This is a genomic window from Nonomuraea sp. WAC 01424, assembly GCF_003947315.1.
In the GTDB taxonomy this organism is placed as follows: Bacteria; Actinomycetota; Actinomycetes; order Streptosporangiales; family Streptosporangiaceae; genus Nonomuraea; species Nonomuraea spiralis.
This window is the reverse complement of sequence record NZ_QHHZ01000013.1, coordinates 204,631-224,016: the sequence shown is the minus strand read 5'-3', so window position 1 is coordinate 224,016 and position 19,386 is coordinate 204,631. Positions and strand designations below refer to the sequence as shown.

Genomic DNA, 19,386 nt, shown 5'->3' with positions numbered 1-19,386 from the left:
ACCAGACCTGAACCATCCGGGGGGATGGTGCTGCGATGAGGACGGTCATCGTACGGCTGGTCGAGCCCGAGCAATCCGGCGGCCAGCTCCGCGGGCTGCTCGAAGAGGTGGGGGGCGAGCCGGTGCCGTTCAGCGGGGCCGACGCCGTGATCACCCTGTTGCTGAACGCGGCCGGCCTGAACCGCGATCCCGCCTGAACCTCGCACGAACCTCCCCTCGCCACCATCTGTGGTGAGAGGAGGCACGATGAGCGAGCAGCTGGGGAGCGGATGGCCGTTCGTCGGGCGAGGGGGGTCGATCTCGACCGTGCGCGAGGCGCTGCGGTCGGGAGCAGGCGCGATGATCGCCGGTGAGGCTGGGGTCGGCAAGAGCAGGCTGGCGGCACAGGCGCTGGCCGGGCTCGACGGGTACGAGGTCGTACGGGTGCTGGGCACCGAGACCGCGTCGATGATCCCGTTCGGGGCGTTCGCCCACGTACTGACGGGCCCGCCGCACGCGGGCGAGAACCTGCTGCGGTGGGCGGCGCGGCACCTTCGCGGCGAAGGAAGCGGTGGAGGAAGGGGAGAACTGCTGGTGAGCGTGGACGACGCGCACCGGCTCGACCCGGCGTCGGCGGCGCTGGTGCACTACCTGGCCGCCGGTGGGGAGGCCAGGGTACTGGTCACGGTATGTACGGGCGGGCCGCTGCCCGCGCCGGTGGCCGCGCTGTGGAAGGACGAGCTGCTGACCAGGGTCGAGCTGCCGCCGCTCGGCCGCGACGAGGTCGGCCAGGTGTTGGCGGGCGCGCTCGGCGGGGAGGTGGCGGCCGGGACCGTACGGCATCTGGCGGCCGTCACCGGCGGGAACGTGCTCTACCTGCGCGAGGTCGTGCACGCCGGACGCACGTCGGGCTGCCTGGCCGAGAGCGGCGGCGAGTGGCGCTGGCGGGGCGAGCTGTCGATGACGACCCGGCTGCGCGAGCTGGTCGGCGCCCGGATCGGACACCTGGACCAGGACGAGCGCGAGGTGCTGGAACTGGTGGCGTTCGGCGAGCCGGTGGGGGCCGAGCTGCTGGTCGCGCTGACCTCGGCGGGCGCGGTCGAGCGGGTCGAGGCCCGCGGCCTGGTCACGGTCGCCGGCGACGGCCGCCGGGAGCAGGTACGGCTCGGCCACCCCCTGTACGGCGAGGTGGTCCGCGGCGACTGCGGCACCCTGCGGGCCAGGCGGCGGCTGCGGACCCTGGCCGAGGCGCTGGAGACCCGCGGCCTGCGGCGGCGCGAGGACGAGCTGCGCGCGGCCGTGTGGCGGCTGGACAGCGGCTCGGCGGCGGCGCCCGGGATGTTGTTGTCGGCCGCGAACCTGGCCTGGGCCAGGCGCGATCCGCGGCTGGCCGAGCGGCTGGCCAGGGCCGCGATCGAGGCGGGCGCGGGCGTGGCGGCGGTCGCGCTGCTCGGCCAGGTGCTGATGGTCCTGGGCGACGCGGACGCGGCCCTGGCGGCGCTGCGGCAGGCGGCCAGGAACGCGGTCACCGAGGACGAACGCGCCCAGCACGCCTTCAGCCTGGGCCTCAACCTCGCCTGGGCGGGCGCGGACGCCGAGGCGTGCCGGGTGCTCGACATGACCGACGAGACGCTGACGGATCCGGCCTTACGACAGGAGAGGCACATCTACCGGGGCGTCGCGGACTTCTTCGCCGGTCGGCTGGCAGGGGCGGCGGACTCGCTGGCTCGGGCGCGCGCGTACGCGCCGATGACCGTACGGGGTGCGGCGCACGCGGCCGGGCTGGAGGCGTGGATCGAGGCCTACTCGGGCCGTACCGGACGTTGCCTGGCCGTGGTCGAGCGGGCGCTGGCGGGCAAGGACGACTGGGAGGACGACGCCCCGCACGCGCTGCCGACGCTGCTGGACGCGCGCTGCGCCGCGCAGGTGTTCTCCGGCCGGCTGGACGCCGCGGCGCGGACGGCCGCCGAGGGCATGGCGCTGACGGCGGCCGAGCTGTCGGTGTCGGGGTTCGGGGCGTACCTGGCGGTGGTCGGCGGGCTGCGCGGCGACGCGGCCGGCGCGGCCCGCTGGGCCAGGGAGGAGGCGGCCCGGCTGCCCGCGCGTACGCCGTACCTGGGGCGGTGCCTGGCCGAGCTGGCCCACGCGCGGGCGTTGCTGGGCGAGACCGGGGCGGCGCGGGCCGCGCTGGCCGAGGCCGAGGAGCTGGCCTCGCGCTGGGCCTTCACCCGGCAGCCGGTCCTGCGGGCCGCGGTCTGGGTGGCGGCCTCGGCGGGCGACCTGGACGAGGCCGTACGCCTGTGCCTGTCGGCCGCCGGTCTGGCCGAGCGGCACGAGCAGTTCGGGCACCTGATGTTCGCGCTGCACGACCTGGTGCGGCTGGGCGTACCCGCCCTGGCGGCCCGGCGCCTGACCGCGCTGGCCGAACGGGTGGACGGCCCGCTGGCCGCGCTGGCCGCCCGGCACGCCCGTGCCGCCGGTGATCCCGCCGAGCTGCGGGCCGTCGCCGCCGAGTTCGAACGGCTCGGCCTGATCCTGTACGCCGCCGAGGCCCTCGCCCAGGAGTCGGCGGCCCACCGCCGCGCGGGCCGGGGCACGCTGGCCAAGGGGGCGCAGACCAGGGCGTGGGCGCTGGCCAAGCGGTGTCCGGGCGTCTCGACGCCCGCGCTGGTGGAGCTGGCCACGCCGGAGCTCACGCCGCGCCAGCGGGAGATCGTCAAGCTGGCCGCCGCCGGGCTGACGAACCGGCAGATCGCCGACCGGCTGACACTGTCCACCCGTACGGCGGCCAACCATCTCCAGGCGGCCTACGAGAAACTGGGGGTCAACGACCGTACGCAGGTGGGACGGCTGCTGGCGGCGCTCTAGACGAGCCTGAGAAGGCCGTCGTACAGGGCCTGGCGGTCGCCGTCCGCCATGGCCCGGTACGGCTCTGCGGCCCGCCGGTTCGTGTCCGCCTCGATGGCGGCCCGCCTCGACGGATCCTTGAGCCCGATGATCCCGGCCGCGGCCAGGTCGGCCGCGCGCCAGGACTCGGCATGGGCGTCCGCGCGGTGGTGCCGCAGCGCGGCGAGCCGGTTGAACAGCAGCAGACCGGCCGGTGCGGCGACCGGCTCGTACGGCGGGGCCATCACCTCCAGCGCGCCGCCGGGCACCCGTACGGCCCGGTCGAGCACCGCGCCCACGGACGCGGCGAGACCGGTCACGTCGTGGCCGGCCCAGACACGGCCGGCCGCCTCGGCGTGCAGGGCGTACAGGGCGTCGATGAAGGCCAGGCCCTTGGGCGTCGGCCGCAGGGTCCCGTCGGCGTCCCGGACCAGGGCGCCTTCGCGCAGGTGGGTCTCGACGATTTCGGTGACGTCGCCGTACCGGTGGACGGCGGCGAGCGCGGCCGGGGTCACCGGGCGCAGGGGGAGCACGTAACGCAGGTCGTCGAGCAGGCCGGGGGTCAGGCCGGTGCGTCCGGCCAGGTCCAGGACGGCTCCGCGGGCGGCGGCGTGCACGTTGACGTGGGCCGCGTCGATGACGGGAGCAACCGCAGCCACAAACTCCAACAGGTCCCGAAATTTCGGCATTGAGCGTCATTATGTCGCTGATTCCGTGGTCGATCAGCAGGAAACCATAATCGCCCGGCTCCAGGGTGGGCTCAACCGTCCGGCGTCCGCCGGTGTTCTCCCACCGCCCGGTTCCTCCCTCCCCTGGAGTCCCCCATGTCCCTCCGTCCTCGCTGGGCGGCCCTGCCCGTCGTGCTGGTCGCGGTGTTCATGACCACGCTCGACTTCTTCGTCGCGAACGTGGCCGTGCCCTCGATCCGCGCCGACCTGCGGCCCGGCGACGCGGCGATCCAGTTCGTGATCGCCGGGTACGGGCTGGCGTACGCGGCGGGCCTGATCGTCTCGGGGCGGCTCGGCGATCTCCACGGCCCGCGCCGGCTCTTCACCGCCGGGCTGGCCCTGTTCACGCTCGCCTCGGCCGCCTGCGGCGGCGCGCCGGACGCCACCACCCTGGTGCTCGCCCGGGTCGCGCAGGGCGCCGCGGCGGCGCTGCTCGCACCGCAGGTCCTCACGCTGATCGGGGCACTGTTCCCGGGCGCGGACCGGGCGAGGGCCTTCGGCTGGTACGGCACGGTCGTGGGCCTGGCCGGGATGAGCGGCCAGGTGGTGGGCGGACTGCTGGTGGCCGCCGATCCCCTGGGCCTCGGCTGGCGGGCCTGTTTCCTGGTCAACGTGCCGATCGGCCTGGCGGCGCTGGCTCTGACCGGGCGGCTGGTCCCCCGCGTCCCGGGGGCCGGGGCCCGTACGGGGCTGGACCTGGCGGGGGCGGCGCTGGTCGCGGCGGGCCTGGTGGGCGTCGTGCTGCCGCTGGTCCAGGGGCGCGCGGAGGGCTGGCCGCAGTGGACGTGGCCGTGCCTGGGCGGGGCGGCGCTCACGCTGGCGGCGTTCGTACGGCGGCAGCGCCGGCTGGCGGCGGCCGGTCGCGAACCGCTGCTCGACCTGGAGGTGTTCGGCGAGAAGGGGTTCGCGGCCGGGCTGGCGGCGGTCGCGCTGCTGTTCGGCACCTCGGCGGGCCTGTCGTTCGTGCTCGCCCTGTACCTTCAGGACGGCCTCGGGCTCGGCCCGCTCGCCGCCGGGGCAGTGTGCACCGCGCTGAACCTCGGCTTCTTCCTGGCCTCGCCGCGCTCGGCCCGCGTCCCCCGCGTGGTCGGCCCGCTGGGGCTGCTGCTCGGGCTGGGGTTGCTCTACCACGCGGGGGACTCGCCGTATCTCGTGGCGCTCGCGCTGCTGGTGGCTGGCGCGGGGATGGGCCTGGTCATGTCGCCGCTGCTGTCCACGGTCCTGGCATCCGTACGCCGGGAGCACGCGGGCGCGGCGGCCGGCGTGCTCGGAACCGTTCAGGAGACCGGCGGCGTGCACGGCGGCACGGTCACCGGCGCGATCTTCTTCGGCGCACTCGACGGCGGCTGGCACGCGGCCACCAGGGCCGCCCTGCTCGTGCTCGTCGTGGGCGCGCTGGGCGTGCTGGCGCACTCGGCGCTGCGTCCCCGGCGGGCCGCTTCGGCCCCTGCGATGTCGTTGAAGCCGAACCGCTGCTCATCTCCGTAGTACCGGGTGTGTGGCTTGTTTCGGACGAGTCTCTGCTGGCCGGCATGGCAACTGGCGACACCCAGGCCGCCACCGCCCTCGTACGCCGTTACCAGGCCAGGGTCTACGGCCTGGCCCGGACGATCGTGCGCGAGTCCGCGCTCGCCGAGGAGATCGCCCAGGAGGCGTTCGTACGGGCGTGGCGGCACGCGGCCGCGTACGACGCCCGGCGCGGGGCCGTACCGGCCTGGCTGCTGACCATCACCCGCAACCTCGCCCTCGACGCGCTGCGCATCAGGCGCGAGGAGCCGGTGGATCCGGCCGTCCTGATGACCCGGCGGCTGCGCGGAGACCGGCGACCTCATCCCCGAACTGGCCGCCGACACCCTCACCGGCGCCGAACGCGCGGCCGCCCTGCATCACCTGGCCGCCTGCGCGCGCTGCCGGCACGACCTGGCGGACATGGCCGGGCTGGTGGACTCGATCATCGCGCTGGCCCCGCCCGAGAACCCGCCGCCCGCCTTCGAGTCGCGCGTGCTGGCCGGGATGACCGGCAACTGCTGCCTGGCCGCCGCCTTCCACGACGGCCGTCGCCGGGTGGGCACGGCCTTCGCCTACCAGGGCTCCCCGAGCTGGCTGTTCCTGGTGGTCCAGTCGGCCTCGGGCAGCGGCGCGTACCGGGCCACGCTGGTCAGGACGGACGGCCTGCGCGTCCCTCTGGGCGAGGTGCCGGTCTCCGGCGGCAGGGGCTCGTGGGGGACGACGATCGACACGCCGGTCGCGCAGGTGGGCCGGATCGTGCTGGCCAGACCGGGGGCGGGAGATCTGGTGGCCGCGTTCTGGCCCTAGCCGTAGCGGCCGGAGGTGGGCGGGCGCAGGGCGGTGGCCAGGTCGTCGGCCAGGCGGACGGTCTCACCGGGCCGCAGCGTGGAGACCGTCAGGCGCAGCGCGGGCGGCGTACGGACGCGGTTGCGGGCGCCGGGCGCGGCGGCCCAGCCGAGGGCCAGCAGCCGGGTGACCGCGGTGGTCTCGTCGGCGACCGGCACCCAGACGTTGAGCCCGCTGCGGCCGTGCGCCCGGATGCCGCGCGCGGCCAGCGCCTCGATCAGGCCGTCGCGGCGCTCGGCCAGCGCGGCGGCCACGGCCGGCGTGTCCACAGCCTGTGCACGCCAGAGGTGGGCGACCGCGCGTTGCAGCAGATGGCTGACCCAGCCCGCGGCCAGCCGCTGCCGCCCGCGCAGCCGGTCGAGCGTGACGGTGTCGCCCGTGACCAGCGCCAGCCGCAGGTCGGGGCCGAACGCCTTGGCCGTCGAACGGGTGAGCAACCACCGGGTCGTGACGCCGGACAGGGGATGGAGGGGGAGGTCCACCAGGCTCGCGCCGTGGTCGTCCTCGATCAGCACCACGTCGGGGCGGGTGGCGAGCAGGGCGCGCAGGTCCGCGGCGCGTCCGGCGGTGACGGCCGCGCCGGTCGGGTTCTGGGCCCGTGCCGTGATCACCACCGCTCGTACGCCCGCCCGCAACGCCCGGTCGAGCTCGTCCGGCAGCGGGCCCTCATCGTCCAGCCGCATCGGCACCGGGCGCAGCCCGAGGACGGCGACCAGGTCGAGCAGGGCCGTCCAGCCCGGGTCCTCCACGCCGATGGCGTCGCCGGGCCGGAGGTGGGCGGCCAGGACGCGCTCGACCGCGTCGAGGGTGCCCGAGGTGATCGCCAGCGGCGCGGCGGGCACGCCGTCGGCACGCAGGCGGGTGGCGGCCAGGGTGAGGAGTTCGGCGTCGTCGCCGGTGCCGTACATGGCCGGGTGCTCCTCGTGCGCCCTGGCCGCGGCGGCGAGCGCGTCGTGCAGCCGCGGCAGCAGGGCCGGGTCCGGATTGCCGTGGGACAGGTCGCGTACGCCCGGCGGCACCTCGATGCGGATCTCCTCGCGGGTCGTGCTGGCCGGACGCGGCCGGACCCGGGTGCCGCGCCGGCCCGCCGTCTCGACGATGCCGCGCTCCCGCAGCAGCCGGTAGGCGGCCGCGGCGGTGTTGGGGCTGACCTCGGCGATCGCGGCCACCTCGCGCACCGGCGGCAACGACGCCCCCGGGAGAAGCAGCCCCGCGGACACGGCGGCCTCGACGCCCGCCGCGATCTCACTGGCCGTCCCGCCAGCGATCAGATATGTTTCTGACACAAAATGCATTATGTACTAATACAAAGCCCGACGGGAGGGGTTTCGTCATGCTCATCCACCCCTGGGACGCGGCCCGCGACGACGACGAATGGCGTACCTGGCTGGCCACCCGCGACTTCGGCCAGATCGCCGCGAACGGCCCGGACGGCGGCCCGCCCGTCGTCGTCCCCACCCATTTCCTGTACGACGGCGCGGCCGAGGTGCTGCTCCACCTGGCCAGACCCAACCCCCTGTGGACGGCGATCGAGGCCAACCCACTGGTCCTGCTGACCGTGCACGACGACTACGCCTACATCCCCGGCGGATGGCGCACCGGCTCCCCCGAGACCGGCGTGCCCACCAGCTACTACGCCTCCGTCCAGCTCACCTGCCGGGCCGAGATCGTGGACGACGCCGAGGGCAAGGCGGAGATCCTGCGCCGCCAGCTCGCCCACTTCCAGCCCGACGGCGCGCACGGCGTCGTGGCGGCCGGCGAGGGGCCGTACCACCGGCAGCTTCCCGGGCTGCGCGGGCTGCGGCTGGCGGTGACGGAGGTGCGCGCCAAGTTCAAGTACGACGGACGCCGTACCGTCGAGGACCTTGAGCGCATCGCCGGCATGCTGGCCGAGCGCGGCCGTCCGGGCGACGCCGGGGCCAGGGAGCAGCAGCTCAGGCGAATGGCGGGGCAGTAGCGCAGGTGCGCAGCATGCGGAGCAGGGCCCGCTTCTCCCGTACGGTGACGGTCAGCCCGTGGTGGTGCTTCACCGTGATCCAGGCCCGCGCGTACATGCACCAGTACGACCTGCGCGGCGGCCGCCGGAGACCCAGGCGTTGGCCAGCGGTACGAGGTGGTCGACGTCGATCTGTTCCTCGCTGTGCAGGGTCAGGCCGTCGTACTCGCTGAACCAGGTGCCGCGGACGGCCTCGCAGTCGAGGTCCGTGGTCACCGACAGCGCGTCCCGGCGCAGGACGACCTCCCGGGTGTCGCACGCGCCCTCGGCCTCGGTCCAGAGGTGGGCTCGGGCAGGACCAGGGGTAGGAGCAGCAGCGGCCACACGACGACGATCACGGGTCCAGCATTAGCAGCGGGCCGTTGTTGCTCCTAGTATTTGACCACCTACCGAGAGCAATGTCGGCCGAGATCGCGGCGGGCTGGAGGTCCCACATGGCAGCGCAGGACGGCCCAGGCCGGGAGCAGGTGCTCGACTGGGTCGAGCGGGTTGCGGCCTTCGTCTCCGAGGAGTGGGGACTGGCCCCCATCACGGGCCGCGTCCTGGGCTGGCTCATGGCCTGCGACCCGCCCGCCCAGAACGCGTCCGAGATCGCCGACGCGATCGGCGCGAGCCGCGCGTCACTGACGACGACCATGCAGCTCCTGACGTCCCTCCGGCTCGTCCACAAGGTCCGCAGGCCGGGCGAGCGCAACGTCTACTACCAGATCGAGGACGACGCCTGGTCGAAGGTCCTGCGCCAGAAGCTGGCCGCGTTCACGGCGTTCGACGCGCTGGCCGAGGAGGGCCTGCGGCTCGGCTGGACCGACGAGGCCCAGACCGCCCGCATCCGCTCCGCGCACGAGTCCATCGCGGCCGTCGCCACCGCCCTCGACAGCCTGTGGAAAACCGGCGCGCCTGTGGATAACTAGCCTTCGGAGTCCGGATACTGGAAGACGTCGTCGAGGGGCACCCGGAACACCCGGGCGATCTGGAAGGCCACCTCGAGAGAGGGTGAGTAGCGGCCCTGCTCGATGGCGATGACGGTCTGCCGGGTGACGCCGATCCTGCGGGCCAGCTCGGCCTGCGTCATCTCCTCGTGGGCGAACCGCAGGGCCCTGATGGAGTTGGTGACCTTGGTGGCCTTGCCCATCTACAGGCCCCTCCGATAGGCGACCAGCCGCACCGGCGTGGCCACCAGGGCCGACAGGACGAGGCCCGCGTAGATGGCGTTGGCGATCCAGAAATGGGCGGCTTCCGCCATGGTCAGGCCAAGGGGGACCGTCATGGAGACCCCTAGCACAAGGCCCCCGACATGCTGGGCCGAACGGTTGATTTCCCTGTCTCGCACGTCGCTCTTGTGACTCTCGCTGGGCTTCACGATCTCGACCACGATACGGCCCGCGATCGACAGGCCGATGCCGATCCCGATCGCCCACAACATCGGCGCGACGTAGGGGACGGCACTGAGAGGACCACCGGCGGCGCGGCCGAGGATGACGACGACGTAGGCCGCGTAGGTGCCGGCCGTCGCCACGAGATAGATCCAGGCGCCCTTTTCCTCGTACGACATCACAACTCCGGAAAGTAAAACATCCCAGACATGATGTCAATGATTTTGGACTTCTCCACCGCTGTGGACAATCAGCGTCTTCCTGTGGATAACTTTGGCGCCGAGGCCGTCCTCTGGTGGAAAGCCCCGCCGTCGAGCGGCCCGTCCAGCATGCTTGCTCTTGTCCCAGGACAGGAGGCCAACCGTGCGCTACTTCCTAGAGGTCCCCCTCGACGACGGCGGCACCGTGCTCGTGGAGGTCGACGAGCAGCACGTCGACGAGGCGCTCCCCGCCGGACGGGCCCGCGCGGCCGTCGAACGTATGCCCGAGGCGCTGGGCGCGGGCCTCCAGCGCGTCCAGACGTTCGCCACGGACGTCCTGCGCCGCATGCGGTCGTGCCCCGAACCGCCCGACGTGGTCACGGTGGAGTTCGGGATGAAGTTGACGGCCAAGGCGGGCGTGGTGATCGCCGAGTCGTCGGGAGAGGCCCACCTCAAGGTGACCGCAGAATGGCGGAAACCGGAGAACGCCTGACCTGCCGCTCACATCTTGATGGCGGTGCCCTGCGCCGAGACGAGCCGCCAGCCGCCGTCGGCCCCGGCCGCGTACACGTGCGTGTACCGGCTCCCGGCACTGAACGTGCCGCCATCGGGATTGGTGAAGTTCATCCCCGTACGTCCCACCACGATCCCCACGTCCCCGACGAACCGTACGATCGCCTCGTCCGGGAAGGAGTCGATCCTGGGGAAACTCAGGCTGCCCGACGCCACCAGGCCGAGCAGGAGGTCCTTGCCGGCAACCGTCCCGTCCTCCACCCCCACCAGGACGAAGTCGTCCGACAGGAGCTCCTTCAGCCGGTCGTGGTCATTGGCCACGAGGGCGTCGAAGAAGCTCTGGTCGAGCTCCAGAAGGGTGGCGCGGTGGGTGCTCATGGGCGTCGTCGTCCGTTCTCGTCGATGGGCGGACATCGAATGTAGACGTTGACGCTGATGACAAGGTCAACCGGCGAGGCTGGTCGGACCGGCCGGATCGGTCAGTCCGGTCGGGCCGTGAACCTGGCCAGGAGCAGCTCCAGCCTGCGGTCACGGTGTTCCCGGGGCAGCCGGGCGCCGCGCGTGAGCGTGACCAGGCCGTGCAGGGCGGCCCAGAAGGTCTCGGTGACCAAGGGCAGGTCCTCCTCGGCGGCGTGCGGGCGAACGCCCTCGACCAGCTCACCGAAGGCCGCGTGCAGGGCGGCGGGCGCCTCCGGGGTGGCGAACGGCAGATCGACCTTCTGGGTGAATATGACGTCGTAGAGCGCCGGATGCCGCTCGGCGAAGGCCGTGTAGGCGGCGGCGACGCCCGCGAGGCCGCTGTCCGCGTCGGCCGCCGCGGTACGAGCCGCGCGCAGTTCCACCGCGAGGTCGGCGCACCCTTCCACGGCGACGGCCGCCATGATCGCGTCCTTGCCCTTGAAGTGGCTGTAGAGCACCGGCTGGCTGTACTCGATGCGCTCGGCCAGCCGCCGGGTCGTCACCGCCTCCCAGCCCTCGGCCTCGGCCAGCTCACGAGCCGCCGTGATGATCAGCTTCTCGCGCTCCGCACGTTCGCGCTCCCGGCGCGCCTGAATCGGCATGCTTCAGATTCTAGCACCGCTAGCGCATCTGCCAACGCTCTGCTAGCGTCGTCATCGTTCCTAGCACTGCTAGCCCCTCTGGAGACGGACATGCTGACCACCATCGCCTACGGCCTCGCCATCGCCCTCAACCTGCTGGTCATCCTGATCGGCGCCCGCTTCCTGCTGGTCCCCCGCCTCGCGGCCACCGGCTACGGCGTCCCCGCCAAGCAGGACGGCGACGGCGCGTACCTGATCATCAAGGGCCTGCGCGACGGCACGTACGGCCTGCTCGGCCTGGCCCTGCTGGTCTTCGTGGGCGCCCAGGCCGAAGCCTGGTTCATGCTGGTCGTCGCCCTGCTCCCCCTGGGCGACACCCTGATCGTGTTGCGCAACGGCGGCACCAAGGCGGTCGCCTTCGGCGTCCACTTCGCGACGGCGGTCGCCCTCCTCGTCAACGCCGCCCTGCTCTTCGCCCTGTGACCCCGCCGCCGTCCTTGTGTTCCGCTCGGGTGCTACCCGGCCGCCGTCGCCGTCCGTACGTCCCGCTCGATCTCCCGCCGGGACGTACGCAACGGCGAGAACCACATCACCACCGGGCCGACCAGCATCCCGGCGGAGAACACCAGAAGAGACCCCCGCATGCCGATCCCCCCGGCCAGCAGCCCGGACAGGACCGCGCCGACCGGCGTGGCCGCCCACGTGAGCCACCGGGAGGTGGCGGCCAGGCGGCCCTGCATGTCCTTGGGCGTCAGGAGTTGCCGCAGACTGCGCTGGGTGCTCTGGAAGACGAGCGTGACGATGATCAGCAACGACCAGGACACGCCCACGACGACCTGCCCCGCCAACCCCGGCTCCACCAGGCCGATCGACCCGCTGCACAGGGGATACGCGAAGGCGGCCCCGAGCAGGACGCGCGGCATGCCGTACCGGTCGGTGAGCGGTCCGACGACCGCCCCGGCCGCCAGGCCGCCCGCCATGCTCACGCCGAAGACCAGGCCGGTCGCCAGGCTCGACCAGCCGAGCTCCCGTACCACGTAGTTGACCTCCAGCGCGGTCAGCCCGGCCAGGCAGAAGCTGACCGTGGCCATGTAGAGCACGAGCGGCCCGATCACGCGATGACGGACGACGTAACGCAGGCCCTCCCCGATCTGCGCACGCAGCCTCAGAGCCTCAGCACCCCGCCGACCGGCTGCCCCACGATCCCCGCGACCGTGACGGTGCTGGTCAGCCTGGCGTTCCCGGCCATCAGCCGATCCGGCCCGAGCAAGGTGAGCGGGTACGTCTGGTAGGCGGGCGTGAAGAACACCTCACACGTCGCGACGACCAGCGCGACCGCGTACAACTGCCACAGAGTGAGCACCCCGGCGACCGCGGCCGCCGGCACCGTGCCCATCGCACAACCGGAGACCAGGAACGTCGTGATCATCACCGGCCGGTCGAACCTGCGCAGGAACGCCTGCCAGAGGTTGTCCACATGAGACGGACAGACGCCGGTGCGGGACGACCGCAGCCACATCACGGTCACCGGGCAGGTGCTGCACCGTGAGCCGGATCAGCGTGCCTTCCAGCACGGGCAGGTCGCCATGGTCCAGCCAGCCAGCCAGCCCGGCGGGTCAGGCGGGGATGCAACCGGTCCCACGCCAGGGCGTTCGCGGCGCCGTAGCGGGTCATACCGTGCGCAGGAAGTCGTCCAGCACGTCGAGGCCGCTGCGCAGGGACGCGATCGGCACGCGTTCGTCGACGCCGTGCATGCCGGCTGGTGTGCGGCCGTCGGGGTCCTCACCGAGCGGGGCGAAGCCGAAGCCCGCCATCCCCAGCTCGGCGAACGGCTTGGCGTCGGTGCCACCGCCCATACAGAACGGGACGATCACGCCGTCCGGGTCGTGGCGCAGGACCGACGCGGCCATCGCGTCGTACCAGGCGTTGTCCCAGCCGGCCCCGATCGCGGGGCGGTAGGACAGGAATGACCGGGTGACGGACGGTCCCAGCAACTCGTCGATGATGGCGAGCTGTTCGTCCTCGGTGCCGGGCAGCGAGCGTACGTCGATCTCGGCGTACGCCTCGCCTGGTACCACGTTGAACTTGTAGCCCGCGTCGAGCACGGTGACGTTCGTCGAGCAGCGCAGCGACGGCTCGACGTACTCGCGCAGCGGCCCGATCTCGTCGAGGACGGCCTCGACGCCCTCGTCGGAGGAGAGGTCGGCGTCGAGGCCGAGGGTCCGCACGGCGGTGTCGAGCAGCCGGCGCACCGGTGGCGTCAGCGCCAGCGGCCACCGGTGCGCCGAGATCCGGGCCAGGCCGGTCACCAGGTGGGCGACGGGGTTGTCCGGGTTCGGGCGTGACCCGTGGCCCTCCGTACCGGTCGCGCGGACGCGCATGTGGAGGGAGCCACGCTCGGCGACAGCGATCGGGTAGAACCGCCGTACCGTCCCGTCGGGCGCCCGTACCGGCACGGGCCGCCCGCCCGACTCGCCGACGGCGGCGGTGACCCCGGCGAAGAGCTCGGGTCGGTTGCGTACCAGCCACTCGGCGCCGAGGGCACCGTCCTCCTCCTCGTCCGCGACGAAGGCGAAGACCACGTCGCGTCGTGGTCCGGTCGCGTCGGCCGCCCACCGCAGCAGGGTGGCGAGCATCATCGCGACCGTGTCCTTCATGTCGGTCGCGCCGCGGCCCCACACGTACCCGTCCGCCACCCGGCCCTCGAACGGCGCCACCGTCCACCGCTCCGGCTCGGCGGGGACGACGTCGAGATGCCCGTGGACGAGCAGGCCGGGCAGCAACCGGTCGGCGCCCGGGACCCGGAGAACGACGTTGGCCCGGGTCGGCTCGGACTCGATGATTTCGGGGTCGTACCCCGCCCCGCGTAGGAGACCGGCGACGTACTCGGCCGCGGCCAGCTCGCCCTTGCTGCCCGCCTTGCCGTAGTTGCTGGTGTCGATCGCGATGAGGTCGGAGCAGATCGTCACGACGTCCGGGTGGTCTGTCATCGTTCTCCTGTCTTGGCTGGGTAGGTGATCAGGTAGCCGTGCCGCCGGTCGAAGGCGGCGATCTCGGCGCCGCCGGCCAGGGCCCCGGCCAGCACGTCCCGTACGTGGGCACGCCAGGCCCGCGCGAGGAGGGGGTTCTCGACCCGGACCCGTTCGATGTCCTCGGGGACCGGGACGAAGGCGGGCCCGCCGGTCCACGGCACCACCCGGAGCGCGTCGTCGCGGACCGTGATCAGCGGCCGATGGTCGCCCTCGGGCGGCCCGGCGGCGGCGGGGGAGAGCAGGTCCCACTCGACGAACAGCCGGTCGCTGGCCTCGCCGCGGTTGAGCCCGTCGTGCATCGGGCCGTAGCAGTCGGGCAGGTAGTCCGTCGCCCGGGCGCCGAGCTTGACCAGGTTGAAGTACGCGTTGCGACGGACCAGGGGGTCGAACGTCCAGGTGATCGAGCCGATGCCGCGGCCCAGCGCCCAGTCGCGCTGGTGGCACTTGAGCAGGTAGCCGATCTGCTGGGCGCGGTACTTCGCCTCGACCCCGGTGATGTGGCTGTGCAGGGATCCGTTGTGCGGCGCGAGGAACCCGACCGCGGCGCCGGCCAGATGCTCCCCGACGAATGCGACGGCGACGTAGTTGCCGGTCATGCTGAAGGCACGCAGCAACGCGACGGTGATCTGGCTGGAGTCGGGTGCGCCGTCCCAGACCCGGTTGAAGAGGGCGGCGATCGCCTCGAGGTCGGCGAGCCCGGCCGCCTCGCGGACTGACACTCCGTGCTCCGGCGTCATCGCCTGGCCTCGCCGAGCAGGTCGGCGAGCAGCCCGGTCAGCAGGTCGAGACGGTCGCCGAGCCGAGCCACGTCGACCCACTCGTGGCGGGCGTGCGCCCCGCCGCCCACCGCGCCCAGGCCGTCCAGGGTCGGCACCCCGGCAGCGGCCGTGAGGTTGCCGTCCGATCCGCCGCCGACCGCGACGCCGGCGAGCGGGCCGATGCCCAGCCGATCCGCCACGGCGCGGGCCCGCTCGAACAGCCCGGCCGTCATCGTGGCCTCGAGCGGCGGACGGTCGATGCCACCCTCCATCTCGACGGTGACGTCACCGTTCGCCGGCGCCAGGCCGCGGATCGCGGTGTCGACCCGCCGCAGCTCCTCGGTGGTCCGGGCGCGAACGTCGATCGTCAGCGTGGCCCGGTCCGGCACCGTGTTGACGGCCGTACCGGCGGAAGCCATCGTCGGCGTCACGCTGGTCCCCGCCGCGTCGTCGGCCAGCGCGGCGACGGCGCCGACGGCGGCGCCCAGTGTGATCAGCGCGTTCGCGCCCAGGTGCGGTTCCAGGCCGGCGTGGGCCGCGCGTCCGGCGAAGGTCAGCTCGTAGTGGGCACGGCCCTTGCGCTCGGTCTTCAGGGCGCCGGAGTCGTCGCCGGCCTCCAGTACCAGGGCCGCAGCGCAGCCCCTGGCCTCATCCTCGATCAGCTCGCGGGAGGTCGGAGAGCCGAGCTCCTCGTCGCCGGTGACCAGCAGGGTGACCCCGGATGGGTCGTCGAGCGCGGCGATGGCGTGGAAGGCGAGGGCGAGGCCCACCTTCATGTCCAGGCACCCGGGCCCGCGGATCCGGTCGCCGGCCGTGCAGGGGATCGTGTCGATCGTGCCCAGCGGCCAGACGGTGTCGTGGTGCCCCAGCACGAGCACGCGAGGTGGTTCCTTTCCCCACCGCCAGCGCAGGTGGGTGCGGCCGGCGGTGACGATCGGCTCGGCGGGGCGGCCCAGGATCTCTTCGCCGACCCGCGCGACGCAGTCGGCGCTGCGGGCGACCGCGGCGAGGTCGGTGGAGGGTGACTCGCAGCGGATCATCCGGACCGACGCCGCGACGACGCCGGCGACCCGGGAGCGGGAGCCGACGGACAGTGCGTTCATGGGTTTTCCTCCGGCGCTTTGGACGGCGCCGCCAACGTTTCATCGGGTGCGGTGGCGACTCTTGTGGCCCGACATGAAAGGCGGTCCCGAGGTTGGGTGTTCGACACCGACGGCGGCCGGCGCCGCCGGTTAGCTTGCTCAAACGAGACGGGTCGCAGCGGGCGGCCCGCGTGTTCAGGAGGACCAGGTGACGGAACGGGTGGCGGACGTGGTCGTCGTGCCGGTCGGGACCGATGGGGCGGTGCCGGCCCCGGTCGCCGGCTTCCTCGCGGAGGCCGGCGTTGATGTTGACGTGCACGCGATCGGGGCTCGCCTCGGCCCGGCCGAGCCCGGCGACGTGGCCCGGGTCCCCATCCTCGACGGCCCCGACCTCGTCTACGTGACCGTCGGTGATCCCCGTCCGGGTCTGGCGTTCGACCACGTGCGGGCGGCCGCGATGGCGGCGGCCCGGCACTGCGGATCCGCGCCGGCGGTGCTCGACGCGATCGGGTGCTGGGAGGCCGACCCGGATTGCGCGGTCGCCGCGGCGGAGGGCTGGACCCTCGGCACGTACCGATACCGCCCCGACTGGACCGTCACCGGCCTGCTCGCCCGGCTCGACCCCGGTCCGCGTCGGCACGGGGGACCGGAGCATGCCGTACGGGAAGGGGTCGCGCTCGGCGCGGCCGCCAACCTCGCTCGGGACCTGATCAACACGCCGCCCGGCCAACTCGTCCCGGCGCGGCTGGCGACCGTGTGCCAGGAACTCGGCGAGGCGCTCGGGTTCGAGGTACGCGTACACGACGCCGCGACGCTGGAGCGCGAGCAATTCGGCGGCATCGCCGGGGTGGGCCGGGGAAGCGTGCATCCGCCGTGCCTGATCGAGCTGCGACGCGGAGGCGACGGCCCGCACACGGCGCTCGTCGGCAAGGGCATCACCTTCGACGCGGGCGGCCTGTCGCTCAAGCCCACCCGGGGCATGCTCACCATGAAGGCGGACATGGCCGGCGCCGCCGCCGTTCTCGGCGCCCTCGTCGCGCTGGCCCGCCTGGGCTCCGACGCGCCGGTACGGGCCTATCTGCCGTGCGCCGAGAACATGCCGGGCCCGTACACGGTCCGGATCGGGGACGTCCTGCGCCATCGTGGTGGCCGGACCGTCGAGGTGACCAACGCCGACTGCGAGGGACGGCTCGTGGTCGCGGACGCCATGGCGTACGCCGTGGAGGCCGGCCCTGCCGCGATCGTCGACCTGGCGACGCTGACCTCGGTCACCGGCCTCGGCCCCGACATGTGGGCCGGTTTCGGCACCGACGACGCCCTGCTGGCGCGGGTGCTGGCCGCCGGCGGCGCGGCCGGTGAACCCGGGTGGGCGATGCCGATGTGGGAGCCCTACCGGGCCACCCTCGCCTCCGACGTGGCGGACACCCGGAACTTCGATCCGGACGCGCCCCAGCCGTACGGCGCCATCACCGCGGCGCTGTACCTCGAGCCGTTCGCGTCCGGCGTGCCGTGGGCGCACCTCGACCTCGGGCTCACAGTGATGCGCCCGGCCGCCGACGCCCGGTGGGCCGCAGGCGCCAACGGCCGCGGGGTGCGCCTGCTCACCCGCTACCTGACCGCCGGCGCGCCGGCACTGGAGGAGGACGCATGAGCGTCGTGGACGGTCCCTGGTTCGACGATCTCGCCGTCGGCGACACCTTCACCGCGCCGGCCGTCACGCTGGATGCCGGGCTCCAGGCCCAGCACCGGGCGATTCTCGGCGACCGGCTCCGGCTCTGCCTCGACGAGACGCTCGCCGAGCGGGTCACCGGACGTCCCGGCCTCGCGTATCCCGGCGTGGTCTGGGACGTGGCCGTCGGCCAGTCGAGCGTCGTGACCCGCCAGGTGGTGGCGAACCTCTTCTACCGGGGGCTGCGGCCGCGGGCGACGCCGTACCTCGGCGACACCCTCGTCACCTCGACCGAGGTCGTCGCTCTCCGCCGGGTCCGGTCCCGGCCCGACCGGCCCGAGCGCGGCAAGGCGGTGCTGAGCATCGTGACCCGGGACCAGACCGGACGTGTCATCCTCGCTTTCGACCGGTGCGCGCTGCTGCCCTGCCGCGACGGGTCCGGACCGGCCCCGGAGGCGGGCCCCCACGTCGACGGCCTTTTCACCGCACCGTCCGTGCCGGACGTGGCGACGGCCCCCGACTGGCTCGCGCAGTGGTCGCTCAAGCCGCTGGCGCCCTCGCCCGGCGGTCCGCCTGCGGCCGGCGACACCTTCGAGCTGGCGGCCGGCGACGTCGTCTCGAGCGCGCCGGAACTGGCGCGGCTCACCGTCAACATCGCGGCGGTGCACCACGACGCGGAGGCCGCCGGCGGCCGCCGGCTCGTCTACGGCGGGCACACCATCGGGCTCGCGCTCAGCCAGACCTGCCGGATGGTCCCGGGGCTGGTGATCGTGACCGAGTGGTTCGCGTGCGACCACGTCGCGCCCGTCTTCGAAGGCGACACGGTGCGCAGCCGCGTCACGGTGCGGGGCGTCACGCCCTACCGGGACGGCACCGCGATCGCCGTGCTCAACACCCAGACGTCGGTGGCCGGTCGCGGAGCCGTCCTCGACTGGACCTTCGCGGCGCTGGTCGCATGAGCACCGTACGAGGCCCGGCCTGGCTCTTCGTCCCGGGCGACCGCCCTGAGCGCTTCGCGAAGGCCGCGAGCGCCGCCGACCAGATCATCTGCGATCTGGAGGACGCCGTGGCGCTGACTGCCAAGCCGGCGGCCCGGGACCACGTCGCGGGCTGGCTCGCCGTCGGCGGATCCGCCTGGGTACGGGTGAACCCGGCAGGATCACCGTGGCATGCGGACGATCTGCGCGCGCTGGTCGGCTGCGCGGGCCTGCGGGGCGTGATCGTGCCCAAGGCCGAGTCGGCGGCGGACCTGCAACGCGTGTGCGACCTGCTCCCGGTGCCGTCGGTGGCCCTCGTCGAGTCCGCCGCCGGCGTCGAGCGAGTCGCCGAGATGCTCGCCGTCGAGCGGGTGGAGCGGCTCATGCTGGGCACTGTCGACCTCGCCCTCGATCTCGGCTGCGAGCAGGAGTCCGACGTCGTCAGGCAGGTCCGGAGCCGGCTGGCTCTGGAGTCCCGCGCGGCTGGGAAGCCCGCGCCGGTGGACGGGGTGACCATGGCGCTGCGGGACTACGACGCCACGTTCGCCGACGCCGGGCGAGCGCGCCGCGAGGGCTACGCGGGCAAGCTCGCAGTCCATCCGGTCCAGGCCGGTGCGATCCGGGCCGCCTTCGCGCCGTCGCCGGAGGAGGTGTCCTGGGCGCGCGAGGTGATCGCGGCGGCCGGGCAGGGTGCGGTCGCCGTCGGGGGCGTCATGGTCGACGCCCCGGTCGTCGAGCGCGCGCGCCGGATTTTGGCCGGCTCGGCCATCGATGAGAAAAGGGGAACTGGGGACTGAG

The 19,386-nt window shown here is 73.5% G+C and carries 23 protein-coding genes and 2 pseudogenes; 13 read left to right on the top strand and 12 right to left on the bottom strand.

Annotated elements, in window-relative coordinates:
- Positions 1-35: 35 nt before the first annotated feature.
- Positions 36-197 (top strand): hypothetical protein, encoded by a 162-nt coding sequence (locus DMB42_RS53540; protein WP_185844989.1) that lies wholly within the window; start codon positions 36-38, stop codon positions 195-197.
- A gap of 49 nt (positions 198-246) precedes the next feature.
- Positions 247-2,847: a LuxR family transcriptional regulator gene (locus DMB42_RS56080; RefSeq protein WP_125640839.1), complete on the top strand. Its 2,601-nt coding sequence runs from the start codon at positions 247-249 to the stop codon at positions 2,845-2,847.
- Here DMB42_RS56080 and DMB42_RS33410 read toward each other — a convergent pair.
- Positions 2,844-3,524 carry a hypothetical protein gene (locus DMB42_RS33410; RefSeq protein ID WP_125640836.1) on the bottom strand — a complete coding sequence of 227 codons (681 nt, stop codon included), beginning with the start codon at positions 3,522-3,524 and terminating at the stop codon, positions 2,844-2,846. The two genes, DMB42_RS56080 and DMB42_RS33410, sit on opposite strands and share 4 nt — an antisense overlap.
- A 165-nt stretch (positions 3,525-3,689) precedes the next feature.
- Here DMB42_RS33410 and DMB42_RS33405 point away from each other — a divergent pair, with 165 nt between their 5' ends.
- From DMB42_RS33405 to DMB42_RS33395, 4 genes and pseudogenes are all read left to right on the top strand, one after another.
- A complete protein-coding gene (locus tag DMB42_RS33405) occupies positions 3,690-5,081 on the top strand; it encodes an MFS transporter (protein ID WP_125640833.1) in 1,392 nt (463 codons plus the stop codon).
- 44 nt (positions 5,082-5,125) lie between these two features.
- Positions 5,126-5,299: pseudogene (locus DMB42_RS56440) on the top strand (sigma factor); the annotation flags it as partial.
- Positions 5,300-5,414: 115 nt separating this feature from the next.
- Positions 5,415-5,495: pseudogene (locus DMB42_RS56435) on the top strand (zf-HC2 domain-containing protein); the annotation flags it as partial.
- Positions 5,496-5,522: 27 nt separating this feature from the next.
- Positions 5,523-5,909: a hypothetical protein gene (locus DMB42_RS33395; protein ID WP_260478096.1), complete on the top strand. Its 387-nt coding sequence runs from the start codon at positions 5,523-5,525 to the stop codon at positions 5,907-5,909.
- Here the strand turns inward: DMB42_RS33395 and DMB42_RS33390 are convergent.
- Positions 5,906-7,243: an aminotransferase class I/II-fold pyridoxal phosphate-dependent enzyme gene (locus DMB42_RS33390; protein WP_185844988.1), complete on the bottom strand. Its 1,338-nt coding sequence runs from the start codon at positions 7,241-7,243 to the stop codon at positions 5,906-5,908. The two genes, DMB42_RS33395 and DMB42_RS33390, sit on opposite strands and share 4 nt — an antisense overlap.
- Before the next feature lie 38 nt (positions 7,244-7,281).
- On the opposite strand from DMB42_RS33390, the gene DMB42_RS33385 reads away from it, so the two are divergent.
- Positions 7,282-7,905: an FMN-binding negative transcriptional regulator gene (locus DMB42_RS33385; protein WP_125640827.1), complete on the top strand. Its 624-nt coding sequence runs from the start codon at positions 7,282-7,284 to the stop codon at positions 7,903-7,905.
- 69 nt (positions 7,906-7,974) lie between these two features.
- Here DMB42_RS33385 and DMB42_RS33380 read toward each other — a convergent pair whose 3' ends face one another.
- A complete protein-coding gene (locus tag DMB42_RS33380) occupies positions 7,975-8,268 on the bottom strand; it encodes a hypothetical protein (RefSeq protein WP_125640824.1) in 294 nt (97 codons plus the stop codon).
- 110 nt (positions 8,269-8,378) lie between these two features.
- Here DMB42_RS33380 and DMB42_RS33375 point away from each other — a divergent pair, with 110 nt between their 5' ends.
- Entirely contained in the window at positions 8,379-8,855 is a 477-nt protein-coding gene (locus DMB42_RS33375; RefSeq protein WP_125640822.1) for a GbsR/MarR family transcriptional regulator, read from the top strand.
- Here the strand turns inward: DMB42_RS33375 and DMB42_RS33370 are convergent.
- Both DMB42_RS33370 and DMB42_RS33365 read right to left on the bottom strand, forming a co-directional pair.
- A complete protein-coding gene (locus tag DMB42_RS33370; protein WP_125640819.1) occupies positions 8,852-9,076 on the bottom strand; it encodes a helix-turn-helix transcriptional regulator in 225 nt (74 codons plus the stop codon). The genes DMB42_RS33375 and DMB42_RS33370 overlap by 4 nt on opposite strands.
- The gene (locus tag DMB42_RS33365) at positions 9,077-9,496 is read right to left on the bottom strand and encodes a hypothetical protein (RefSeq protein WP_125640816.1); all 420 of its coding nucleotides are present in this window, start codon (positions 9,494-9,496) and stop codon (positions 9,077-9,079) included. It abuts the gene before it with no gap.
- Positions 9,497-9,680: 184 nt separating this feature from the next.
- Here DMB42_RS33365 and DMB42_RS33360 point away from each other — a divergent pair, with 184 nt between their 5' ends.
- Positions 9,681-10,010: a CU044_2847 family protein gene (locus tag DMB42_RS33360; protein ID WP_125640813.1), complete on the top strand. Its 330-nt coding sequence runs from the start codon at positions 9,681-9,683 to the stop codon at positions 10,008-10,010.
- 8 nt (positions 10,011-10,018) lie between these two features.
- On the opposite strand, the gene DMB42_RS33355 is transcribed toward DMB42_RS33360, so the two are convergent.
- Both DMB42_RS33355 and DMB42_RS33350 read right to left on the bottom strand, forming a co-directional pair.
- Entirely contained in the window at positions 10,019-10,408 is a 390-nt protein-coding gene (locus DMB42_RS33355; protein ID WP_185844987.1) for a DUF4440 domain-containing protein, read from the bottom strand.
- Positions 10,409-10,509: 101 nt separating this feature from the next.
- A complete protein-coding gene (locus DMB42_RS33350) occupies positions 10,510-11,091 on the bottom strand; it encodes a TetR/AcrR family transcriptional regulator (RefSeq protein WP_125640808.1) in 582 nt (193 codons plus the stop codon).
- Between the two features lie 90 nt (positions 11,092-11,181).
- Between DMB42_RS33350 and DMB42_RS33345 the strand changes: the two genes are divergently transcribed.
- On the top strand, positions 11,182-11,553 hold the full coding sequence (locus DMB42_RS33345) for a DUF4267 domain-containing protein (protein ID WP_125640805.1): 372 nt from the start codon (positions 11,182-11,184) through the stop codon (positions 11,551-11,553).
- Between the two features lie 32 nt (positions 11,554-11,585).
- On the opposite strand, the gene DMB42_RS33340 is transcribed toward DMB42_RS33345, so the two are convergent.
- The 5 genes from DMB42_RS33340 to DMB42_RS33320 all read right to left on the bottom strand — a co-directional run bounded on the left by DMB42_RS33340 (position 11,586) and on the right by DMB42_RS33320 (position 15,963).
- On the bottom strand, positions 11,586-12,185 hold the full coding sequence (locus DMB42_RS33340; protein WP_185844986.1) for an MFS transporter: 600 nt from the start codon (positions 12,183-12,185) through the stop codon (positions 11,586-11,588).
- Positions 12,186-12,235: 50 nt separating this feature from the next.
- Positions 12,236-12,598, bottom strand: coding sequence for a hypothetical protein (locus DMB42_RS53535; RefSeq protein WP_185844985.1), 363 nt, complete (start codon positions 12,596-12,598; stop codon positions 12,236-12,238).
- A 142-nt stretch (positions 12,599-12,740) separates the two neighbouring features.
- Positions 12,741-14,060 carry a M20/M25/M40 family metallo-hydrolase gene (locus DMB42_RS33330; protein ID WP_125640799.1) on the bottom strand — a complete coding sequence of 440 codons (1,320 nt, stop codon included), beginning with the start codon at positions 14,058-14,060 and terminating at the stop codon, positions 12,741-12,743.
- Positions 14,057-14,821 carry a GNAT family N-acetyltransferase gene (locus tag DMB42_RS33325; protein ID WP_260478095.1) on the bottom strand — a complete coding sequence of 255 codons (765 nt, stop codon included), beginning with the start codon at positions 14,819-14,821 and terminating at the stop codon, positions 14,057-14,059. Before DMB42_RS33325 ends, DMB42_RS33330 begins: the two co-directional genes overlap by 4 nt.
- 14 nt (positions 14,822-14,835) lie before the next feature.
- Positions 14,836-15,963 carry a M20/M25/M40 family metallo-hydrolase gene (locus DMB42_RS33320; protein ID WP_125640794.1) on the bottom strand — a complete coding sequence of 376 codons (1,128 nt, stop codon included), beginning with the start codon at positions 15,961-15,963 and terminating at the stop codon, positions 14,836-14,838.
- Positions 15,964-16,150: 187 nt separating this feature from the next.
- Between DMB42_RS33320 and DMB42_RS33315 the strand changes: the two genes are divergently transcribed.
- From DMB42_RS33315 to DMB42_RS33305, 3 genes are read left to right on the top strand one after another with little or no spacing between them, the layout of a single operon-like run.
- Positions 16,151-17,593 (top strand): M17 family metallopeptidase, encoded by a 1,443-nt coding sequence (locus DMB42_RS33315; RefSeq protein WP_125640791.1) that lies wholly within the window; start codon positions 16,151-16,153, stop codon positions 17,591-17,593.
- Entirely contained in the window at positions 17,590-18,570 is a 981-nt protein-coding gene (locus DMB42_RS33310) for a MaoC family dehydratase (protein ID WP_125640788.1), read from the top strand. The genes DMB42_RS33315 and DMB42_RS33310 overlap by 4 nt, the downstream gene beginning before the upstream one ends.
- Positions 18,567-19,385 carry a CoA ester lyase gene (locus tag DMB42_RS33305; protein ID WP_125640785.1) on the top strand — a complete coding sequence of 273 codons (819 nt, stop codon included), beginning with the start codon at positions 18,567-18,569 and terminating at the stop codon, positions 19,383-19,385. Before DMB42_RS33310 ends, DMB42_RS33305 begins: the two co-directional genes overlap by 4 nt.
- Position 19,386 lies beyond the last annotated feature (1 nt).